The sequence below is a fragment of the Carboxylicivirga sp. M1479 genome, from assembly GCF_007097485.1.
GTDB lineage: Bacteria > Bacteroidota > Bacteroidia > Bacteroidales > Marinilabiliaceae > Carboxylicivirga.
Window position 1 is genome coordinate 38,890 of record NZ_VKDE01000028.1, and the last position, 21,059, is coordinate 59,948.

At 37.9% G+C, this 21,059-nt stretch carries 16 protein-coding genes, 8 tRNA genes and 1 other RNA gene; 16 read left to right on the forward strand and 9 right to left on the reverse strand.

From position 1 onward, the window contains the following. Positions 1-183 precede the first annotated feature (183 nt). The 10 genes from ffs to FNN09_RS15970 all read left to right on the forward strand — a co-directional run bounded on the left by ffs (position 184) and on the right by FNN09_RS15970 (position 1,853). An RNA gene (gene ffs, locus FNN09_RS15925) (signal recognition particle sRNA small type) lies at positions 184-283 on the forward strand. Position 284: 1 nt separating this feature from the next. Next, positions 285-358, forward strand: a tRNA-Thr gene (locus tag FNN09_RS15930). A gap of 85 nt (positions 359-443) precedes the next feature. After that, positions 444-526: transfer RNA gene (locus FNN09_RS15935), tRNA-Tyr, on the forward strand. A 6-nt stretch (positions 527-532) separates the two neighbouring features. Further along, positions 533-606 (forward strand) — tRNA-Thr (locus tag FNN09_RS15940). Between the two features lie 19 nt (positions 607-625). Then, positions 626-698: transfer RNA gene (locus tag FNN09_RS15945), tRNA-Gly, on the forward strand. A gap of 42 nt (positions 699-740) precedes the next feature. After that, positions 741-823 (forward strand) — tRNA-Tyr (locus FNN09_RS15950). A 6-nt stretch (positions 824-829) separates the two neighbouring features. Further along, positions 830-903, forward strand: a tRNA-Thr gene (locus FNN09_RS15955). A 20-nt stretch (positions 904-923) separates the two neighbouring features. Beyond that, positions 924-996: transfer RNA gene (locus FNN09_RS15960), tRNA-Gly, on the forward strand. Between the two features lie 43 nt (positions 997-1,039). Beyond that, a tRNA-Tyr gene (locus tag FNN09_RS15965) sits at positions 1,040-1,122 on the forward strand. A 116-nt stretch (positions 1,123-1,238) separates the two neighbouring features. After that, entirely contained in the window at positions 1,239-1,853 is a 615-nt protein-coding gene (locus FNN09_RS15970; protein WP_143303386.1) for an L-threonylcarbamoyladenylate synthase, read from the forward strand. A 298-nt stretch (positions 1,854-2,151) separates the two neighbouring features. On the opposite strand, the gene FNN09_RS15975 is transcribed toward FNN09_RS15970, so the two are convergent. The 3 genes from FNN09_RS15975 to FNN09_RS15985 all read right to left on the reverse strand — a co-directional run bounded on the left by FNN09_RS15975 (position 2,152) and on the right by FNN09_RS15985 (position 5,335). Then, the gene (locus FNN09_RS15975) at positions 2,152-3,603 is read right to left on the reverse strand and encodes a TrkH family potassium uptake protein (protein WP_143303388.1); all 1,452 of its coding nucleotides are present in this window, start codon (positions 3,601-3,603) and stop codon (positions 2,152-2,154) included. 182 nt (positions 3,604-3,785) lie between these two features. Then, the gene (locus FNN09_RS15980; RefSeq protein ID WP_143303390.1) at positions 3,786-4,163 is read right to left on the reverse strand and encodes a hypothetical protein; all 378 of its coding nucleotides are present in this window, start codon (positions 4,161-4,163) and stop codon (positions 3,786-3,788) included. 113 nt (positions 4,164-4,276) lie between these two features. After that, a complete protein-coding gene (locus FNN09_RS15985) occupies positions 4,277-5,335 on the reverse strand; it encodes a DUF3810 domain-containing protein (RefSeq protein WP_143303392.1) in 1,059 nt (352 codons plus the stop codon). 121 nt (positions 5,336-5,456) lie between these two features. On the opposite strand from FNN09_RS15985, the gene FNN09_RS15990 reads away from it, so the two are divergent. Beyond that, positions 5,457-6,578 (forward strand): GNAT family N-acetyltransferase, encoded by a 1,122-nt coding sequence (locus FNN09_RS15990; RefSeq protein WP_143303393.1) that lies wholly within the window; start codon positions 5,457-5,459, stop codon positions 6,576-6,578. A gap of 71 nt (positions 6,579-6,649) precedes the next feature. Beyond that, positions 6,650-7,567 carry a YitT family protein gene (locus FNN09_RS15995; RefSeq protein ID WP_143303395.1) on the forward strand — a complete coding sequence of 306 codons (918 nt, stop codon included), beginning with the start codon at positions 6,650-6,652 and terminating at the stop codon, positions 7,565-7,567. Here FNN09_RS15995 and FNN09_RS16000 read toward each other — a convergent pair. After that, positions 7,530-8,237, reverse strand: coding sequence for a pseudouridine synthase (locus tag FNN09_RS16000; protein ID WP_143303396.1), 708 nt, complete (start codon positions 8,235-8,237; stop codon positions 7,530-7,532). The two genes, FNN09_RS15995 and FNN09_RS16000, sit on opposite strands and share 38 nt — an antisense overlap. 82 nt (positions 8,238-8,319) lie before the next feature. On the opposite strand from FNN09_RS16000, the gene FNN09_RS16005 reads away from it, so the two are divergent. Beyond that, positions 8,320-9,216: a DMT family transporter gene (locus FNN09_RS16005; RefSeq protein ID WP_143303398.1), complete on the forward strand. Its 897-nt coding sequence runs from the start codon at positions 8,320-8,322 to the stop codon at positions 9,214-9,216. Here the strand turns inward: FNN09_RS16005 and FNN09_RS16010 are convergent. Further along, positions 9,206-10,156, reverse strand: a complete 951-nt coding sequence (locus FNN09_RS16010; RefSeq protein WP_143303399.1) for a lipid A deacylase LpxR family protein — start codon at positions 10,154-10,156, stop codon at positions 9,206-9,208. The genes FNN09_RS16005 and FNN09_RS16010 overlap by 11 nt on opposite strands. 183 nt (positions 10,157-10,339) lie before the next feature. Between FNN09_RS16010 and FNN09_RS16015 the strand changes: the two genes are divergently transcribed. Next, entirely contained in the window at positions 10,340-11,557 is a 1,218-nt protein-coding gene (locus FNN09_RS16015) for an acyloxyacyl hydrolase (protein ID WP_143303401.1), read from the forward strand. Between the two features lie 40 nt (positions 11,558-11,597). Beyond that, entirely contained in the window at positions 11,598-12,164 is a 567-nt protein-coding gene (locus tag FNN09_RS16020; RefSeq protein ID WP_143303403.1) for a DUF4251 domain-containing protein, read from the forward strand. A gap of 20 nt (positions 12,165-12,184) precedes the next feature. On the opposite strand, the gene FNN09_RS16025 is transcribed toward FNN09_RS16020, so the two are convergent. The 3 genes from FNN09_RS16025 to FNN09_RS16035 form a co-directional block, all read right to left on the reverse strand. Beyond that, positions 12,185-15,586 carry a hybrid sensor histidine kinase/response regulator gene (locus tag FNN09_RS16025; protein ID WP_143303405.1) on the reverse strand — a complete coding sequence of 1,134 codons (3,402 nt, stop codon included), beginning with the start codon at positions 15,584-15,586 and terminating at the stop codon, positions 12,185-12,187. Positions 15,587-15,737: 151 nt separating this feature from the next. Then, positions 15,738-16,385 (reverse strand): sulfite exporter TauE/SafE family protein, encoded by a 648-nt coding sequence (locus FNN09_RS16030; RefSeq protein ID WP_143303406.1) that lies wholly within the window; start codon positions 16,383-16,385, stop codon positions 15,738-15,740. 76 nt (positions 16,386-16,461) lie between these two features. Then, positions 16,462-17,001, reverse strand: coding sequence for an NUDIX domain-containing protein (locus tag FNN09_RS16035; protein ID WP_143303408.1), 540 nt, complete (start codon positions 16,999-17,001; stop codon positions 16,462-16,464). A 110-nt stretch (positions 17,002-17,111) separates the two neighbouring features. Between FNN09_RS16035 and FNN09_RS16040 the strand changes: the two genes are divergently transcribed. Beyond that, complete coding sequence (locus FNN09_RS16040) at positions 17,112-17,690, forward strand: hypothetical protein (protein WP_143303409.1); 579 nt, start codon at positions 17,112-17,114, stop codon at positions 17,688-17,690. Positions 17,691-17,721: 31 nt separating this feature from the next. Here FNN09_RS16040 and FNN09_RS16045 read toward each other — a convergent pair whose 3' ends face one another. Further along, a complete protein-coding gene (locus tag FNN09_RS16045) occupies positions 17,722-20,820 on the reverse strand; it encodes a glycoside hydrolase family 2 TIM barrel-domain containing protein (protein ID WP_143303411.1) in 3,099 nt (1,032 codons plus the stop codon). Positions 20,821-21,059: the final 239 nt, after the last annotated feature.

Consider the following 21,059-nt stretch of genomic DNA (forward strand, 5'->3'; position numbering starts at 1 on the left):
ATCCTTTTAAACACACCGATTAGCGCTGGAAAATATTTTAAACCATGGGCAGATAAAAAAAAATTAATTTTTTTATTTTTCATTATCACCACTTTAGATAATCAAAGTAAAAAAAGTGCTCTTGAAAATTTGCACGGTTGAAAAATTGCCCTACTTTTGCATCCGCAATCAAGAAGCAAACACGGGTAAGTCCCATACGACTAGCTCCTGTTGAATTCCCCCAGGGCCTGGCGGCAGCAAGGGTAGACGGTTGTAGCAGTGCGATATGGGTAGCTTACCCACCCGCCTGTGTAGCTCAGCTGGCTAGAGCAGCTGATTTGTAATCAGCAGGTCGGGGGTTCGAGTCCCTCCACAGGCTCTAAAAACCGAATAGGTTTTTAGAGAAATAAGCCTAACAACAAAAGAGTTGTTAGAAAGAAGTAAGAGATATTGAAAATATTGATGGGGAGATACCAAAGCGGCCAACTGGGACGGACTGTAACTCCGTTGACTTATGTCTTCGCAGGTTCGAATCCTGCTCTCCCCACATATTGCCTGTGTAGCTCAGCTGGCTAGAGCAGCTGATTTGTAATCAGCAGGTCGGGGGTTCGAGTCCCTCCACAGGCTCAATATTTTTCTTATTATTGCGAAAGTAGCTCAGTTGATAGAGCATCAGCCTTCCAAGCTGAGGGTCGCGGGTTTGAGCCCCGTCTTTCGCTCAAAGCCATTCGTTAGGATGGCTTTTTTATTGAATTACAATTGGGGAGATACCAAAGCGGCCAACTGGGACGGACTGTAACTCCGTTGACTTATGTCTTCGCAGGTTCGAATCCTGCTCTCCCCACATTTTGCCTGTGTAGCTCAGCTGGCTAGAGCAGCTGATTTGTAATCAGCAGGTCGGGGGTTCGAGTCCCTCCACAGGCTCAATATTTTTTTTTATTATTGCGAAAGTAGCTCAGTTGATAGAGCGTCAGCCTTCCAAGCTGAGGGTCGCGGGTTTGAGCCCCGTCTTTCGCTCAAGCTATTCGTTTTAGAATGGCTTTTTTATTGAATTACAGTTGGGGAGATACCAAAGCGGCCAACTGGGACGGACTGTAACTCCGTTGACTTATGTCTTCGCAGGTTCGAATCCTGCTCTCCCCACACAAAAAGGTTTTGTTAGCAATAGCAAAACCTTTTTTGTTTCTAATCATAAAAGGCTAACTAAACACACTGGTATTCATTTTATTTGCTATTTTTAGGCAAATCAAGTCATTAGCATGATAGTTAAACTATACCCTGAAAATCCAAACGAGAAAGAAATTCGCAAAATTGCCAATGTATTGCGCAATGGCGGCATTGTAATTTATCCTACCGACACCATTTATGGCATAGGCTGCGATATTAATAATGCCAAAGCGGTTGAAAAGGTTGCTCGCATTAAAGACATCAACCTCAAAAAAGCCAACCTATCGTTTATTTGCTACGATTTAAGCCATATTTCAGACTATTGCAAACCATTGAGTAATTCGGTTTTTAAACTGATGAAAAGGCATCTACCTGGTCCTTTCACCTTTATTCTGCAAGCCAATAGCAAAGTGCCAAAGCTTTTCAAAAACAATAAAAAAACAATTGGTATTAGAGTGCCAGATAATAATATTATTCGCGAATTGGTAAAAGAGTTGGGAAACCCTATTCTTTCGACCTCTGTAAGGGATGAAGATGATATTATTGAGTACACGACCGACCCTGAGTTGATAGATGAAAAATTTGCCGATATGGTGGATATTGTCATTGACGGAGGCTATGGCGACAATGAGCCCTCAACCATTGTTGATTGCACCAATGATGAGATTGAAATACTACGACAGGGCAAAGGGGAGATTGAAGTATAGAAAAAAGACAGATTAATTCCATGAGATAATTCATTATCTCAAAAAAGTGGTAAAACTACCTTATACACCACAAAAAATGAATAGCAACGCACTACGATACATCATACAAAGCCTAACAACTGCATTGGTATACATGCTCATTATTTACTTTTGGGATAAAGCAGACGGGACAACTTTTGAGCTAAAGAAATCGATAATAATGGCGTGTTTTGTAGGCTTATCTTCAATAATACCAAGCATCATTACAAATAAGCCTCATAAGAAATAAAACCGTGTGAAATCAAATAACTTGCTTAGCTTACTCTTTCCAAAAATAAGGCGAGAACAGAAGTATTACAGTAAACAATTCCAATCGGCCTATCAGCATCAAGAATGATAAAAACCATTTTCCAAAGGCTGGTACTTCATAAAAGTTAAGTGCTGGTCCTACTTCTCCTAATCCGGGACCAATATTACCTATTGAGGTGGCCACAGCTCCTAAAGCAGTATCCAGATCATAGCCCATTATACTCATAATAATCATGGCCAAGCCCACCGTCATCATGTAAATCACAATAAAGGCTAATACATTGGTAATAATACCAGGGTTTACAGCACGCGTATTGTATCGCACAGGAATAACGGCATTGGGGTGTACCAGGCGTTTTAGTTCGAAAAATGAATTTTTCATAAGCAGAACAATGCGAACAATTTTAATACCTCCACCGGTTGAACCAGCCGATCCTCCCGTAAACATGAGCAAGAATATAACGATGCTTAGGAAAGGCACCCACACTAGGTAATCAGCAGTTGCATATCCTGTTGTGGTAATAATAGACACAACCTGGAACAGTCCATCGCGCCATGCTTTTTCAATACCCAAAGTATCTTCTGTAAAGTATAGAACAGCTGCCACCAACGCACTCACACCAATTATAATGCCTGCATAAGCCTGAAACTCTTCGTCGTTCACTACCTTTTTAAACTTACCGCGCAGCACACTATACGATAAGGTAAAGTTAGCGCCTGCCACAAACATAAAAAGGATGATGACATATTGAATAAACGGAGATGCAAAATAAGCTACACTGGCTTGTTTGGTTGAATAACCTCCAGTTGCCATAGTCGTAAACGAATGACAAATGGCATCAAAGGGTGTCATTCCTCCAACAACAAGTAAAACAGCCTCGGCCAAGGTAAATAATACATAAATCCCATATAAACGCTTAGCTGTTTCTGTAATACGAGGATGCAATTTATCTGGAGCTGGCCCAGGTACCTCAGCAATAAACATCTGCATACCCCCTACTCCTAGCACTGGTAATATGGCTAATGAAAGAACAATTATTCCCATACCTCCGAGCCATTGTATTAGACTACGCCAAAACAATAAGCCGTGCGGCAAGGCTTCAATATCGTTTAGTATACTACTGCCAGTTGTGGTAAACCCCGAAATGGTTTCAAAAAAGGCATCGGTATACGACGGGATGGCGCCACTTAGCCAAAAAGGTAATAATCCGAAAAATGAAAACACCACCCACACCAATGCAACAATTAAATAGCCCTCACGCTTACCAATATCCTTAGGTGCTTTGCGCAATAGAAAACCAGTAGTACCACCAAGTACTATACATATAGCAGCCGATATTAAATGGTAAGGCATATCGTATTCGCCATACAAGGCAGCTACGCCTGCCGATAAAAGCATAAAAGCGCCCTCAACTACCAACAGTAGGCCAAGAACTAAAACTATAAAGCGTGTGTTAAGCATTTCTACAAAGAGTGGTTTTGCGTGGCAAAGATGTTATTTTTTCAAACAAAAAAGACTTGATCGCTTAAATATTCTTGTAAAAATTATGGAGAAATGCGGATAAGCACAAGTAATAATGTGAATTGGGCATAAAAAAAGGGAGCATCAACTCCCGTCTTTATTTTTAGTCAACACTTATAGTTCTACACGCCAACAGCTTCTTTTGATACTAACCACTCTTTTGCCAAGTCCATTGATTCAAAAGAACGTAAATCGCGACCTGTTAAACGCATTATTCCATTATATATAATTCGTTGTAAACCAGAAATACCAACCACTGCTCCATGTCGAACATATGCCTTATTTCCCCCGATAAACTCAGAAAACATTTCTTTAATTTCAGCATTAAAATGCAAACCTTGAATATTACTTAAAGTAACAACACTCTTTTCGGGCTGTACTCTGATATAGTTAACACTTTCTTTAATAATTTCTGCAATCTCAGATACATCGCGCAGGTCACTAAAATTCATATAAAATATTTTAGTTCCCTGGTAGTTTATTAGCTCAATTCTATTCATTGTCCTTTGGTTTTTATTTACTCAACAAAAATATAAACACCAATTTGAACACTTCAAGCTCTTATCAATAAAATCAATAGCTTAATCAAATCAGACTGCAATAATCGAATAATTCATTCGGAAAGTTTAAAATCAACAACATATCGAACAACACCATCGTAATCGAGTATACCATCGTGCACATTATTGGTTTTTAAGTAGGCATCGTTAACAGAACTGGCTACCAACTCAACGTTTTTATTCATCAGCTTCATCCAATACTCGTATGTTTGTACGAAATCTTGTTTTACCTCGGGGCGTAACTTCGCAACTATATCGGCATAACCCTCATGTTTTGAACACTCATAAATAAAGTATTGCAACAAATAAAAGTTACCACTATAAATAAGGCGACTGTCCTGCGAATGCACACAGGTATACCAGGCGTAAAAATTAGCCTCAGCCTCGCTGGTTACGCCTAACTTATGCGCCATTTCATGAGCCAATACACTGGGGTATTCAATAGCAGGCACGTACTTATTAATGTGCACTTCGCCAAAGAAAGGCCCATAATATCCTGAAATACTTGCCGACGCAAAGAAGCGACTCAAACTAATTCGTTTGGGGGTAAGCGATAATAAAGTGGTATCAATACTTAGAAAATTGTTGTTCAAGCGATAACTATTCTGGATTGAATTAAGCACTTCCTCATGCTCATTTATTTCCATTTTTAGATAAGCATCATTTGTTTCCTCAACTAAATCTTCAAACACCTCCAATAAGGCAGCAGTGGCAGGCTTTGATGAAGTGATATTTAAGCGTGGATTTATGGGAATACGGTAATAATTAAAACCCCACACAATATTAAATGATCCATAAATAAGAGCACTTAAAACAATTAGTCGCTGAATGAACTTAAACCATTTTATACGCCTCAATATTAGCCACACAACTAAGCCAAACAGATAAAGCATCAAGAATAAATAAAACAAGTCGCTTAAAGAGACGCTTATCCAATTGCTCAACACTCCTAAAACAGAGGCAATAAATGGAAACAGAGTGTTGGAGTAAAAACGCTCAATCAATTGCGGGTAAAGCATTCCCAATCGCGTGATCGTAAATACAAGCACCATAAATAAGATGCTCCAAAAAGCACTTGATCTGCATAATTTATTTAAATACGACTGCTTCATCAACTAAAAGTATATAATGCATGCTTTAAAACAGCAAAAAGTGCTATTTCTATTATAGAATTTTATCAAGATTAAGGCAAATTAATAATAACTTCGCGACCGAAACAAAAATGTTTTCGTCATGAGTATTGTAATTAAAGAGGTAAACAATAAAAAAACACTTAACGACTTTGTCAATTTACCATATTCACTTTATAAAAATGAAGCGAATTGGGTTCCTCCAATGAAAAAAGAGGAGTTACATGCCCTTATTGCTGAAAAAAATCCAGCTTTTGAATTTAGTAAGGTTAAACTATGGGTAGCCTATCAAAACAACAAATGCGTTGGACGAATTGGCGGTATCATTAACTCATTATGGATTGAGAAGAAAGGCGAAAACATTGGTCGATTTACCCGCCCAGAATTTATTGATGACGCGGAAGTGAGTCGTTTACTGTTTCAAACAGCTGAACAATGGCTTAAAGAAGAGGGCATGGTTGAAGCGCAAGGACCATTAGGCTTCTCTAACCTTGATCATCAAGGCTGTTTAATTGAGGGGCACGACTGGTTACCGTCGGTAGCATCTGATTATCACATGGCCTATTACCAAGAGCACTATAACGCACTAGGTTACGAAAAAGAAATCGACTGGCTTGAGTTTCGTTTAACCTTTCCAGACGAATTACCAGAGAAATCGTTTAAAGTAGCTAATATGCTAATCAAACGATATGGTTTTAAACCCCAAAACTTTACGTCGAGCAAAGAACTGGAACCCTACAAAGAGAAAATTTTCAACTTGTTTAATAAAGCATTCGCTGAGCTTTTCGGAACATTTAAGTTACCCGAAAAGATGATTCAGTTTTACATCAATAAGTACTTCCCTATTTTAAATCCTCGCTACGTTAAAATTATACTCGACAAAGAAGATGAATTGGCAGGTTTTATAATTGCTTTACCATCATTATCTAAAGCGATGCAAAAAGCTAAAGGCAAGATTTTTCCGTTTGGCTGGTGGCACATTATGCAAGCGCTTAAGAAACCAAAAGAGATGGATTTATTACTAACAGGTGTAAAGCCCGAATTGCAAAAACAAGGCGTGGTGTCGCTATTAATGAATGACCTATGGAAAACTGCCAATGAAGATGGGGTTAAAAAGGTAGAAACAACGGGAATGCTCGAAAATAACCATGTTGCCATTCAAATGTGGAAATCATTTGATCATATACAACATAAAAGGAAACGTTGTTACAAAAAAGCACTCTAAAACAATATTTTTAAATATGTGATTTAAAAGGTGCTTGTTTTACAAGCACCTTTTTTAATGAAAACAAAACAATGACCAGAATAGAATTATTAAAAGAGCTAAAAAGTTATGCTATCATTACACTCGGTCTAATGATCAGTGCGGTGGGCTGGACCGGGTTTATCATCCCATCAGATATTGTGGGTGGAGGTGTAATGGGACTTTCGTCCTTGTTATATTTTGTATTTGAAATACCAGTTGGTCCAACTAACCTGGTTATTAATGGTATTCTCATCCTTTTATCGATGAAGATATTAGGGAAAGGCTTTGGATTTAAAACCATTTACTCACTGGTTGTACTTTCCTTGTTTATTACGGTATTTCCATATTTTATTACAGACCCAATTGTAACCGATAAATTTATGGCTGCCATAATTGGCGGAGGAATGGTAGGTGCCAGCATTGGTATCTTATTTGTTCAAGGAGGTAGCACTGGAGGCACCGAAATTGTGGCCATGATCATCAATAAAAACCACAACATCAGTCCTGGACGCATCATGATGTTTCTCGATGTGATCATTATCAGCTCTTCCATCTTCGTTTTTAAATCCTTGGAAACAATGGTTTTTGGTTTTGTTGTTATTGGCCTAATGTCATACATAGCCGACATGCTACTCACCGGATCGCGTCAATCCGTACAGGTCCTTATAATATCTCAGCATCCTAAAGAAATTGCCGATAAGCTTTCGTCGCAAATCAATCGTGGATTGAGTTTTTTAAAGGGTCGAGGCTATTATCATGCAGGCGATCGCGAGTTTATCATTACCATTGTAAAAAAATCAGAATCTCACATGGTTTTTCAGATCATTAAAGACACCGACCCCGATGCCTTTATCTCCGTTGCCAACGTAATGGCTGTGTATGGTCAGGGATTTGATCAATACAAACCTCCATTAAGTGCTAAAAAGAGCTCTAAACCAAAGAGTACTCCAAACCGGATAACTGGTTAAGAACCGAATTAAAAGCCTCAGGCATTTTTGCTTTGAGGCTTAATTTTTCCCCAGTATGCGGATGCTCTAATTCCAATGACTCGGCGTGCAGTAATAATCGCTTCACTCCTTTATTCTCAGTCATGATTTTATTCAAGGTCCAATCGCCATGCTGAGTATCTCCCAAAATATCGGTTCTATTCATGGCAAAATGTTGCCTTAACTGGTGCCAACGACCCGTTTTTGGCGTTGCTTTTACCAGACTTAGGCTCACATCAACATCATTTTTGTAGCTAATTTGTGTTTCGAGTGTTTTAATTGTTTTGTAAGCGGTGCTCGCCGATTGACGTTTCTTCTTTTTCTTTATCAACACATCCTTATCAAAAACACCTTCGCCAGGCACTCCCTTACATACAAGCAAGTAACTTTTAACTACTTTTCGCTGTTCAAACATCTTACTTAATGCTGCCGCTGTTTCGCTCGAAAAAGCAAGGATGATAATACCTGAGGTTTTAGAGTCTAAACGATGAACCGGAAAAACCGACTCGTTTAATAATTTCCCAACCTGCTTGGTTAAATATTCAGCGTCGGCAGGCATAAAATCATTTTTATGAACAGGTAGGTCAATTGGTTTATTAACGGCTACCATCACTTCATCTTGGTAAATAATGTCTTCAGAGCTTATATGCATACTTCAAAGATAAGTGCTTCTACTACTTTTACATCATCAAACAAAAATACTTACTACTTTTGCAGCCTTAAAATACCTAGCTATGCGGAACGTTGAACTTAAATATAATGTTTTGGCCATTTGTGCCTGTTTACTTTGGTCCACTGCCTTTGTGGGCATTAAAATAGGATTACAATACACCACACCTCTTCAGTTTGCAGGCCTTCGCTTCTTTTTATCGGGTATAATGCTGCTTCCATTAATCCGACCCTTCTCGCAAATTACAAATGCAATACGCCATAACTCATGGTTAATTACAAAAGTATCTGCTTTTCAAACATTTGTGTTATATGCCTTATTTTATTGGGGTATTGATTTAATTGATGGAGCCTTAGCTGCCATTATCATCGGCTCGCAGCCTTTGTTTGCTGCTCTTACCGCTCATGTAATGATGAAGAATGATAAAATGACCATCAGAAAAACGCTCACAATTTCCACAGGCATTGCGGGCATTGTATTAATTGCCATACCCAAAGGACTGGATGGCCCAGATGGATGGTTAGGCATAGTGGGTATTGCACTTTTAATCCTGGCTAACATTGCATCTGGTATTGGCAACGTATTTGTTAGTCAGCATAAAACAAGCATATCGCCCATCATCCTTAGCTCTTTACAAATGATTATTGGCGGACTGCTACTTTTTTGTTTTTCACTTCTTTTTGAACCGTTTACTGGTTTTTCATTACCTAGTAGTTATTTCCTGGCACTCGGATGGCTTAGTTTTCTATCGGCAACCGCCTTTACCATATGGTTTTATTTATTACAAAAGCCTACAATTAAAGTATCGGACCTCAACATATTTAAATTCATCATACCAATAGTAGGTGCTGCCTTAAGCTGGCTTATCCTACCCGATGAATCTCCCAACATTACGAGTATTGTTGGCATGTTAATAATTGGTTCTTCAGTCATCTTTTATAACCTTGCATCTAGAAATTAAGAAACAGTTTAGTAGTAGTATACCAATGATGCGTACCGGCTTTAAACTCCTTTGATTGTAAAATTACATCGAAATTAATACCAAAGGATTTATAACTAACTCCCAAACCTGTGCGCCAACTTCCAATCACTTTTTGAAGCTCGTTAAATTCAACATAGTGAATTTTCTCATTACGATGCCAGCCTCCCATTAGCGTGGCATTGTAACCTACCACAGTTAAAGTAGGCTCGGTATTAAGATACATTTGCCATTTATTATCGGCTCCCATCAGGGGTAAACCAAGGCTTTCCATATAATCATCCATTTTACCAGCTCTAAACAACACACCTACAGATGCATCATCATGCAAGGTGCCAATACGAGCCGCTCCTGATGCATGCAGATCAAAGTTATTAGCCTTATAAATTTGTTTGGATGCCTTGAAATTATAATTTAACACAGGCCAGTTATATTGCTGATGATGCCAACCATTTGGCAATGTATTATCCGAAAATTCATGATATCGGTATTGTACCTGACCTGCCCCAGATGCTGGTCCCATCACACCAATATCCAGCTCCGAGCTGTATAACCACCCTGTTTCATCGTTGGCAGCGCGTGAATGCGAGGTAAATACTAAAACACCTGCATATGGTCTATCAGAATACTGCACTAGGTCGCTCTTTAAATCCTTTGGGGTATAGGTTTTTTGATAGCCAGAGAAACCATACATCACGCGGTTATACCCTTTGGGTCTTAGCAAAATATGATTCACAGGATTATACTTAAAAAAGGCATTATAAGTCCCAAAAGACATGCCCTGTGTGTAGTAATAATCCGTCATCATAAATACATCATTATCCCAGCCAAGTTGGTAAAACGAGTTTGCCAAAGGTTGCTGCGCTCTTGTAGCAATACTTGCACAGCCTATTAAAAACAATGTTAAGATGTAGCTCTTCATCCTCAATTTATGAAAGTTTTGGGGCTGTATATCAAAATTGATTCCACAAATTCTTAAAAAATATTAAACTTTACCTGTACCTTTTTTGTCATTAATATTATAAAGACAGAAACAAAGAGCTATTTTTGATATAATTATTTAATCCAAACTAATTTAAAACCATTAATCTTAACAACTTATTCAATGAAAATTATCGTAGTCATTTTATTAGTTGCTTTCTCATGGCAATTAAATGCGCAAGAAGTCAATAAAAAAGACTCCACAAGCACAGAAATAAAGAAGCCGAAACGATATAATTTTGTAACAGCTCGCTACCATGCAGGTAGAGTGTTGGCAACGAATGATTTTTTGAAAGGCGAGAATGAAACCGGAGAACCGATTGATTTTTACCAGGCCATTAATTTTGCCTATGGTGTACAAACCGATGGCAGCAAAGAGTGGCACCATATTTTCAACTTCCCCTACTATGGCGTTTCCATCTACACAGCCAACTTTTTTAACGTTGATGAACTAGGTACACCTACATCAATATATGGTTTTATGGGATTTCCATTTAAAAGATGGAAAAAAAGCATGTGGGGTTATGAACTTGGCTTTGGTTTGACTTATAACTGGGAACCATACGATGCCTACACCAACCCTTTTAATGTGGTAATCGGGTCGTATCGTACGGTATACATCGATGCAAACCTATTTTATCAATACCACTTAAGTCCTCGTTGGGATATCAGAGGTTCGTTTGGTTTTACTCATTTTTCTAATGGTGGAACAAAAAAGCCCAATAGTGGCATCAACTTATTATCACCAGCCATAGAGTTGAGTTATAGCTTTAAAGACCGTCCATTATTAGTTAGGGAACAACAAGCGGCCTATATGCAGCATTATGAAGTAGCTTTACAATTTGGTGCAGGTGCACGAAATATCTTATACGATAACCCCAATGATCCAAGTGACCCAAACATGCCAAAAGGAACAGCTGATGTGATGCATTCCTATTTTAACTTTTCAGGAGCCATTCTAAAACAGAGCACTTGGAGAAATAAATTTGGTGCTGGTTTGGACATTACCTACGACGAAACACAAAACGTTACAGTAACTAATCCTGAGGATGGAAATCAGGAACCAACAGTTGTATTTGCAGATAAACTTTCGAAAAAGATGATGTTAGGTGTATTTGGGGCCTATGAATTCACAATTGATCGCTTATCAATTGCCTCGAACATTGGTATTTTGGTCTTAAGAGACAAGGGAACCAATGCAAACCCTCTCCTATATCAAAAATTTGGTTTAAAATACCATTTCAAAAATGACCTTTACGCTGGGTTATTAGTGCGTGCTCATAATTTCTCAGTTGCTGAAGTAATTGAATGGAATCTTGGCTACAGAATTAAGTGGCATTAATTTTGAAATAACACACGCATAACTTTTAAAACTTATAACCATGAAACAAATTTTGTTACTAACGTTCCTCATCGGTTTCTCTCTGTCTAGTTTTGGTCAGGAAAAAGATGAAAAGGACATGACCAGAAAAGAGCGTAGAGCATTACACAAACAACAACAAAAAGAACTATCAGAACAGATGGCTCAAATACTTGCTGTTTCAATTGATAGTAAACAGTGGGTGCTTGAAGCAAATACACTTTCAAACAAGAGGGGCTCAACTATAAATGTTAACAGTTCACTAAATTTCATTGCGGTTGAGGGCGAAGAGGCCTTTGTTCAATTAGGTTCCAACACTGGAATGGGTCAAAATGGCGTAGGAGGTGTTTCGGTAAGAGGTAACATCACTAAGTACGAAGTAAATAAAAATGAAAAGAAAGGGACTTACTACATTACACTTTATGTGTCTTCGGCCCTCGGATCATTTGACATACGACTTGACTGTAATTCTGATGGTCAGATTGCTAACGCCACAATACAAGGCAACTCTTCCAGCAGAATTAACTATCGAGGTATTGTAGTACCATTAGGACAATCAACAGTTTATAAAGGAACACCCGTTATTTAAACAATAAAATATCAACAATATTATTGCTGGTCAGAAGCTTTGGTTTCTGACCTTTTTTCTGTCTGATAAGGTATATAGAATTTGAATGTTGTTCCAACATTAGGCTGTGAACGTAACCAAATTTGTCCTTTAAGCATTTCAACCAACTGCTTAACAATGCTCAAGCCTAAGCCAATGCCATCGTTTACTGCATTTTTCTCCTGAACCTTTTGAAAAGGCGAAAAGATATGCTCATAATACTCCTCTTCAATACCTATTCCGGTATCTATGACTTGAAACAAAATTACATCACCTTCGCCATTATCTGTACTAGACAGCTTTTCGCTCTTTAATATGCTATTTCTATTCTCAAATGAAACAGCTAGTTTAACATGCCCTTCTGAGGTAAACTTCAAGGCATTGTTAAGCAAATTAATTATGATTTGCTTTAGTCGCTCGGGATCTGAAACTAAGGAGATTGATTTAAGCTCTTCTGGTAGATTCAGCTCAAACTTTACTAACTTATTTGTATGGCCTAGTTTTAACGACCGATAAACATCAGTGCATAAATCATAAATATTAAAACACTTACTAACAAGCTGTATTTGGCCGGTTTCAATCCTTGAAATATCAATAATATCATTAATTAAGACCAATAAGCTATCGCTACTTTTTTGAACAGCATTGGCGAATTCTTTGCGTTCTTCTTTATCGTACACATCGCTGGATAATAAACTTGAAAACCCAACAATCGCATTCATGGGTGTTCTTATTTCGTGTGATAAATTGGCCAAAAATGCTGTCTTCAAACGATCTGCATTTTCAGCTTTCTCTTTTGCCTCCTGAAGATCAACCGTTCGTTCCTGTACTAATTCTTCTAAATAATACCTGTGGCGCTCCAGTTCTGACTTTTGAACAATCACCTCCTCTTTACTATCCTCCAGCTCACTATTGGCTTGTTGTAATTCAATGGTGCGCTGCTGAACTTTTATCTCCAGGTTCTTTCTATGCTGACTTAAATACCTGATACGAACCAAATAAACAAGATAAATAACGACGATTCCCAAAGCACCCAGCAAGTAACGAAATAAACGACTATCAAAAAAAGTAGGCTTAACGATTAGATGTATAGATGCTCCGTCATCATTCCAAATATTATCATTATTACCTCCTTTAACCCGTAAAGTGTATTCTCCTTCATCGAGGAAAGAATAACTTTTAGCACTATAGGACATTAGGGTATCCCACTTGGCGTCATAACCTTCCAGCTTCCACGCAATCATATTACGGTTAGCATTCTGATAATTAAAAACGCTTCCGTTAAAAGTCACCTTATTATCGGCAGTACTTATTTCAAGAGTATCACTTTCTAAAAATGAAAGGTTATAAAATACCTGACCACTTTCCAGGTCATGATCATCATTTATAAAATAAGAATTTATCGAAACTTGCGGAATCTTTGCATTAATCTTAAAATCATTGGGGTCAAATTCGATAAACCCGCCAAAACCACCCATTAAAATCGCGCCATCCGCCGCTTGATAATGTGAACGTTCATTAAACTCCCTACAAAAGGTTCCATCAATTTTCCCAAAACTCAATACCTTTTTATTCTTCGGATCAATCCGTAATACCTTTGAATTGGTATTAACCCAACAATAACCATTTTCATCGGGATAAATAGAGTAAATATTGGTTGAAAGCTGATCATTATAGTGCAATGGGGTGATTACTTTTGAATTGGTATTAAAACTTAATAAGCCCGAACCAAACGTTGAAAGCCAAAGGGTTGAATCACTCATTGGCAACAAGCCAAAAACAGAATTATTCATTTTATCACCGTGGGCTGAAATGTTTGCCGATGAATACATATTAAAAGCTAACTCATCTTTGTTAAAACTAATAATATGGCCACCCTTAGATCCTATCCATAACATTCCTTGATCATCAAAATTACCTGTTGATGTTACAATAATTCCTTTATCACCAAAATCGCTTGGAAATTGGAATAATTCGTAAGACCCAGAGGACAAATCAAACTTAATAATTCCACTATAGGTAATTAGCCACAAATCTGTATTTAATGGTAAAACATCAGTAACAGTATTATAGCGATGATTTGTTAGCAAATCACAATCGAACTGGTAACGCTGAACAGAATGATCGTGTATATCAACACTAAATAAACCATTAAATGAGCCTAACCATAACATACCATCACTCGTTTCATAACTACACGTTATAGTATCATTTTTTAAATCGAAGCCCTCGCGGGATTTAAACACTTGAGGACTTTCATTCTCCTTCTTAAAAAAGAAACCTTTATATGACCACCACCAATAATTTCGATTTAAATCTTTGTGAAGAAAAAATATATCATCACCACCAATTCCACCATCTATTGATGTTTGAACATGTTTGAAACGTATGTCATCGTCAGATAATTTAGACAAGCCACCTTTGGTTCCAATCCATAATAAATTGTGGTCTTCTGAATAAGTAAGGGTAGAAACCCAATTACTTGCCAGTGAATAGCCATTATTATTTGTGAGTAGCTTATTGACAACTTTCCCTTCCATCGAAAGCTGTAATAAGCCATCTCCGTTAGTTCCTAGCCACACATTCCCTTTACCATCGACCAAATGGCACACCAACAATGTTTTTTGATCAAGCGTACGATACAGTACTGTCGCTTGTTTAGTATCCATACTTATTGATACCAAACGATTTTTCGTACATAACTCAATAGTGCTATCACTGCTTTGTGTGATGGAGTTAATTTGATCTTTGCCAATGTTGAAATCGGAAACCTGTAGCTGATAGTTCTCTTTCAATAATTGAGACAAATCGTAACGATAAAGCCCAATGCTCGTTGCAATTTCTAAAGTATTATTTATCTGCTTAACATCATACACTGAATAGGAAGATCCTTTGTCAAAGAGAACTAAGTCAGTGAATTCTTCAGTTTTTATATCATATACCTGCAGGCCCGTATCTTCTGTTCCGATAAACAGATAATTATTATACCGCAACAATGAGCGTACAATTCCAATCTCATTAACATGGTTTTTGGTTCTATTGCGCTGAATACGATCAAACTTATACGTTTTCACATCCATACGGCATATTCCACCAAAATAGGTACCTACCCACAGGGCACCATGCTCCTCATCCATCAATAAGCTTTTCACATTATTATCAGATAAGGATAAAGAGTCGTTCGCTACATATGTAAATACATCGAAATAAATGCCATCAAATCGAAATAAACCCTCCGATGTACCTACCCAAGTATAACCTTTGGGGTTTTGCACGACACTCTGAGCGTACGGATGATCCAGGCCATCATTTGCGCCATAACTCACTATTCCATATTGCTGACCAACAAGGTTATTAACTAGAAGAAATAAACTAATACACGCAAAGCAGATTATTTTCAACATCTCTTAGTTTTGATTTTTGGGCATTCACATCATCAACACTTTTTTCTCGAAAAGAAAAAATAACACTTACTAGTTAACGATACTTTTGCCTAAAAGTTACGACACCATTTAACTTAGGTATGTAACAAGAGATAGCTTAAAATATCATCTCCTATAAACCAAGCACCTGAATAGCCAAGCCCGACAAGAATATAACAAATCCGGCAATAGGATGCCCTAAGTTTTCGAAACGTTTGAGGTTTAAAAAAGTAAGTCCATAACTCGCTACTAGTACTGCAATTGTCATGGTTGTTAGTGTTACCAAACCAAAAACACTTGTTACCAAAACTAAAGAACCAATACTTTCAATTGCAGCAGGATACATTAATATAGGTATTAAAGGCTCACAAGGTCCCAATGCAAAAATGATAAACAAAACCCAAGGTGTAATATTTTTAGAGTCTTTGAGCTTATCTGTATGGTCGTGATTATGATTTTTATACCAACGCCTAACTCCCCAAAGGGCATAAAGTAAACCAAATGCAATCAGAGCCCAGGCAGCCAAATTACCTCTAAAAGACTCGAACCAATTAAGCTTTTCAACTTGCATTTCTAATCCTATACCTATTAAACCAACTACTACCGAACTAAGAATATGTCCAATTCCACACACCAAAGTAAGGGCAAGAATTTTACCGAGCTTCCACTCGCGTGCTTTACCAATCATGATAAATGGTAAATAATGATCGGGGCCAAAAAGGGTATGAAAAAAGCCAATAGAGGCAGCGCTGATGACTAATATTTGCAATTCCTGACTCATTTTTTTTCTTAAAAATAGAAAAATATTGACTTCAAGTTTAGACGATAACGATTAACTAAGCTAATTTATTTTCAATCTAAATCTTATTTTCTGCCTGCTTTACATACACTTTTAGAATATGCGCAATTGACACAGAACTAATTTCGTGATCGGGAATATCATCAAGTTTAAAAAAATGATAAGCGCTTATATCATCCATTGCATGCATTTTGTCGAACGATTTTACCTGGCATACAAATGCCATATCACAAGTAAAAACCGAGTATCCCGAAAAAATATATTCATTGGGATAAGAGCACAGAAAATTCAAATCAACCACATCCAGGTTCAATTCCTCTTTAACTTCTCTAAGCACAGACTCTTCAGCACTCTCTCCTGGATCGACAAAACCACCTGGTAAGTCAAGCTTTCCAGCATTGGGCTCACAGGCTCTTACCGTTAATAATATTTCTTGACGCTCGTTTAAGATGATGGCAGCAACTGCACTGGCTGAGTTAACAAAAAAATGAAAGCCACAAACCTTGCACTTAAATGACTTGCTACCATCGTATTTAAAATCATTAGACCCACACTTGGGACAATACTTTATAACATTTTCTGGTTTGGTTAACTTCATAGCTTTTCATAAATAAATAAAACTTAACAATGCAATAAATGATAATTTTATCACAAAGCGACTTATATTTGTTAATATAAAATTAGAAAAAGTATTTTAACCAACCCCGCATGCCTGATAATTATAAACCATCCCTAATTAAGTCGGCCTACGACATATTGGCATTGGCTCTGCAATTAAAGAAAGTATCCAATCGAGCTAATTTATATGTTGATAGAAACAGCATCAGCTATAGAAGAACAAAATGGGGTTTTGAAAAAGAAGAAAAATACAACTTGCGTGTTGCTCTCAGGCGTAAAGAACGACAGCTCGATCAGTTATCTGATGCTAAAAATGACCTGGAACAATCATTTACTCAACTCACAAAACGCAAAACTGGTTTACTGCAACACCTGGAGGCTGCTAACGACAAATTAAAACAAGCGAAAAAAGAAAAGGGATTTTTTAAGAAACTAATAAAAGAACTATTAGATAAAAATACGGCCTTGGATAAGCGTATGGAGCGAATGCAAAATCAAGCTGACAACCTACAACAACAGGTTAAAAAACTAAAAGAGAACAAAGACAACTTATTTGAGCAAAACCTCAACTTAACGGAAAAAACGCGTCAGCAAAAAGTGCAAATAACTGCATTACAAAAGGCCATCAGTGAGTTAAAATCAAAATCTCACGAAAAAGCTAACAGCTAAAACAGTTAACAAACAAAAGGATCACCAACCATTACTCTCCACCAAACGGTTGCAACACCAACTGAAACTGATAATTATTAGGAACAATTGAATACTTAGCATGTGGTTTGGCACCCCATGAATTATCACCACCTACACCCATTATTTTATGGTCAAGGTGCAAATATACCTCATCTTTGCTTTCCAGGTCAAACGGATGTAATACGCCCCGCTCTTCAGTTGTGAAGTCATCAACACTATAATGCAAAGCTGAAAAACCAAATACATCGCCAGACATTATTTGCATGCCCATCTTGTTATCATTACTAAGTTTTAACCAACGCACATCAGTTTTATAAGCATTATCCTGAGGGCTGGCATACTCAACATACTGACTTGCAACATCACCAGAATATATACCAACCAAAGAAGCCGTATTTCTGTCGGGATAATTTTCCCATGGTCCACGTCCATACCATTCAACATTGGTAAATTCAGGTACTAAGGTTGCTTTTAAACCAATACGAGGTAGCATAGGCAAAGATTTGTCGCCCAATTCGAATTGATAATCGATAAGCACCTGTCCATTACCTCGAACCGTATAATTAAGCTTGATGTTTGAGTCAATAGTTGGTAAAAACAAGTGGAAGTGAACAATGGCCTGTAAATTCCCAATACGCGATATCTTTGAATCAAGCACCTGCACGCTATCCATAACCGACCGCCAAACTCCTAACTTATCAACCATCTTATAACCGTGATCGTTATCATTTGGTGCTTTCCAAAAACTAGGCACTAGTGCTTCTTTCAAAAACTCTTTATCACGGTATTTAAACGATGACAAGCTGCCATCGGTCTTATCAAACTGAACCAAAAATAAATCGCTGCCAACAATATAGGCCTCATTACCCATCAATATATGAAGCGACTGATTGCTTTCCTCCACTGGCATCTTAAATTTTTCACTCAAAGCAATTTGCTCGGTGGCCAGTACACTACCTGCTTTAATTAGGCCCCAATCGTTTTTAAGACGTGCCCTTAAGTTCAAGAAATACTCCTTTCCCTGACTGTTTTTCCACAAATCCAGGTAAAAGGGCATTTTCGTTTTCGTATCTGGCAGCAGATTATCCATTGAAACAGTACCCGTAGATATGGCATACCCATCGGCTATTACCTCCCATTCCAACTCAAAATTATTAAGCGTGGTAAAGTTGTACTTATTATGTACGAGCAAAGCATTATTATCAAAAGGAATTGTTTCAAAGGCAATGTTCTGATATACCTTTTTCACCTCGTGAATAGCAGGATGCAAGGTACGATCGGCATTTACAAGCCCATTCATACAAAAGTTTTTATCACTTGGAATATCATCAGGACCAAAGTCGCCACCATAAGCCCAATAAGCTTCGCCATTCTCATTCTTGGTCAATAAGCCTTGATCAACCCAATCCCAGATAAATCCACCTTGTAAATTATCGTAGTGCTCAATTACATCCCAATAATCTTGCAAATTACCTACACTATTTCCCATAGCATGGGCATACTCGCACAATATATACGGACGATGTTGCACTTGCCTGCCATAACGCACCAGTCGATCGATTGGAGCATACATGGGGCACACAATATCAGTATGCAGCCTCTCTCCTGCCCGCTCGTAATGAACAGGACGAGATGCATCAAATTGATGAACCCAATCGGAACAAACCTCAAAATTAACACCATCGCCAGCTTCGTTGCCCAAAGACCAAATAATAACTGAGGGGTGGTTTTTGTCGCGCTGAACCATGCGTTGCACGCGATCTAAATGCGCCGCCTGCCAATTTTTATCTTTGGCCAAAGTACGTTCGCCGTATCCCATTCCATGAGATTCTATATTGGCCTCGTCCACAACATACAAACCATACTCATCGCATAATTGATACCATAACGGATCATTGGGATAATGACTTGTTCTTACCGCATTAATATTATGCTCTTTCATCAAACGAATATCCTGAAGCATGGACACACGTGAGATGACATGCCCTGTTGCTTCATCATGCTCATGTCGGTTAACGCCTTTAAGATAAACAGCCTTGCCATTAACAAGCATTTGACCGCCTATAATTTTCACCTCCCTAAATCCAACTTTTAGGGCCGTTGCTTCAATCACTTTGTTTTTATCGTTTTTCAAACTGATAATCAAGTCGTATAAATGGGGTGTTTCGGCCGACCATAATTGTGGGGCCACAATGCGCCCTTTTAAACTCACCAGACTATCTTCAACACCAACAACTAACTCTTTCGTACTAAATGAAATATCCTTTTTACCCTGCTTTAATTCTGCTTCCAATCGATAGTTACCTACAGCTCCATTAGTATTTAAGCTTACATCAACCGAATAATTGGCAGTCGCATAAATCGAATCTAACTTCGTTTTAAAATGAATATCGCGTATACGCACATCCGATGTTGCGTAAAGGTATACATCCCGTTCTATTCCACTTATCCGCCAAAAATCCTGACACTCCAGGTAAGAGCCATCACTCCAGCGGTAAACCTCAAGAGCCACCGTATTCTCTCCCTCTTTTACAAAATCACTAATTTCAAATTCCGCAGGTAATTTTGAACCCTGAGAATACCCCACCTTTTGTCCATTCACCCAAATATACATGGCTGACTTAACTGCACCCAAGTGAATAAATACCCGTCTATCTGTCCATGTTTCATCAATAATAAAATTACGTCGGTAGGAACCTATAGGATTCCAACCATCGGGGATAGTTGGTGGCTGAGGGTTTTTCATGGCAAAAGGGTAGCTTGTATTCACATAAATAGGAATACCATACCCTTGTAGCTCCCAATTCGAGGGCACTGATATACTATCCCAAGCGGATACATCGTATGATGGTTTGTAAAAATCAAGCGGCCTTTGCGATGGTTCTTTTACCCAATTGAATTGCCAATAGCCGTTTAGCAACTTAAAATTAGGGCTTTCGGTTCGATTGAATAACAAGGCTTGTTTAACACTTGAATAGCTATAAAATGACGAACGTGGCGCTTCTTTATTAATTTGATAAACCTTGGGATTTTCCCAATCATTTTGAGCATCTACAGCACTTAGCTGCAGAACAAATAAGGCGACAAATAAGACAAAAATATTTTTCATTTGCTTATATTTTGTTTTTTATTGCCATAATGTGTCCCGATTTATCGGGATGGAACTCGCCAAAAATCAATCATACTCCTGTGTGAGAAGCGATTCTCTTGGCTCGTTTCATATACTCTAATTAATTACAAGTTTTTAAGCCACTTTATTAGTGGAGCTATTAATATTTTTCTCTCTCGGATCAAGACATATATAATCCTGACGATATGGTGTTTTGTTTTTAATGACGCTGTAAATAG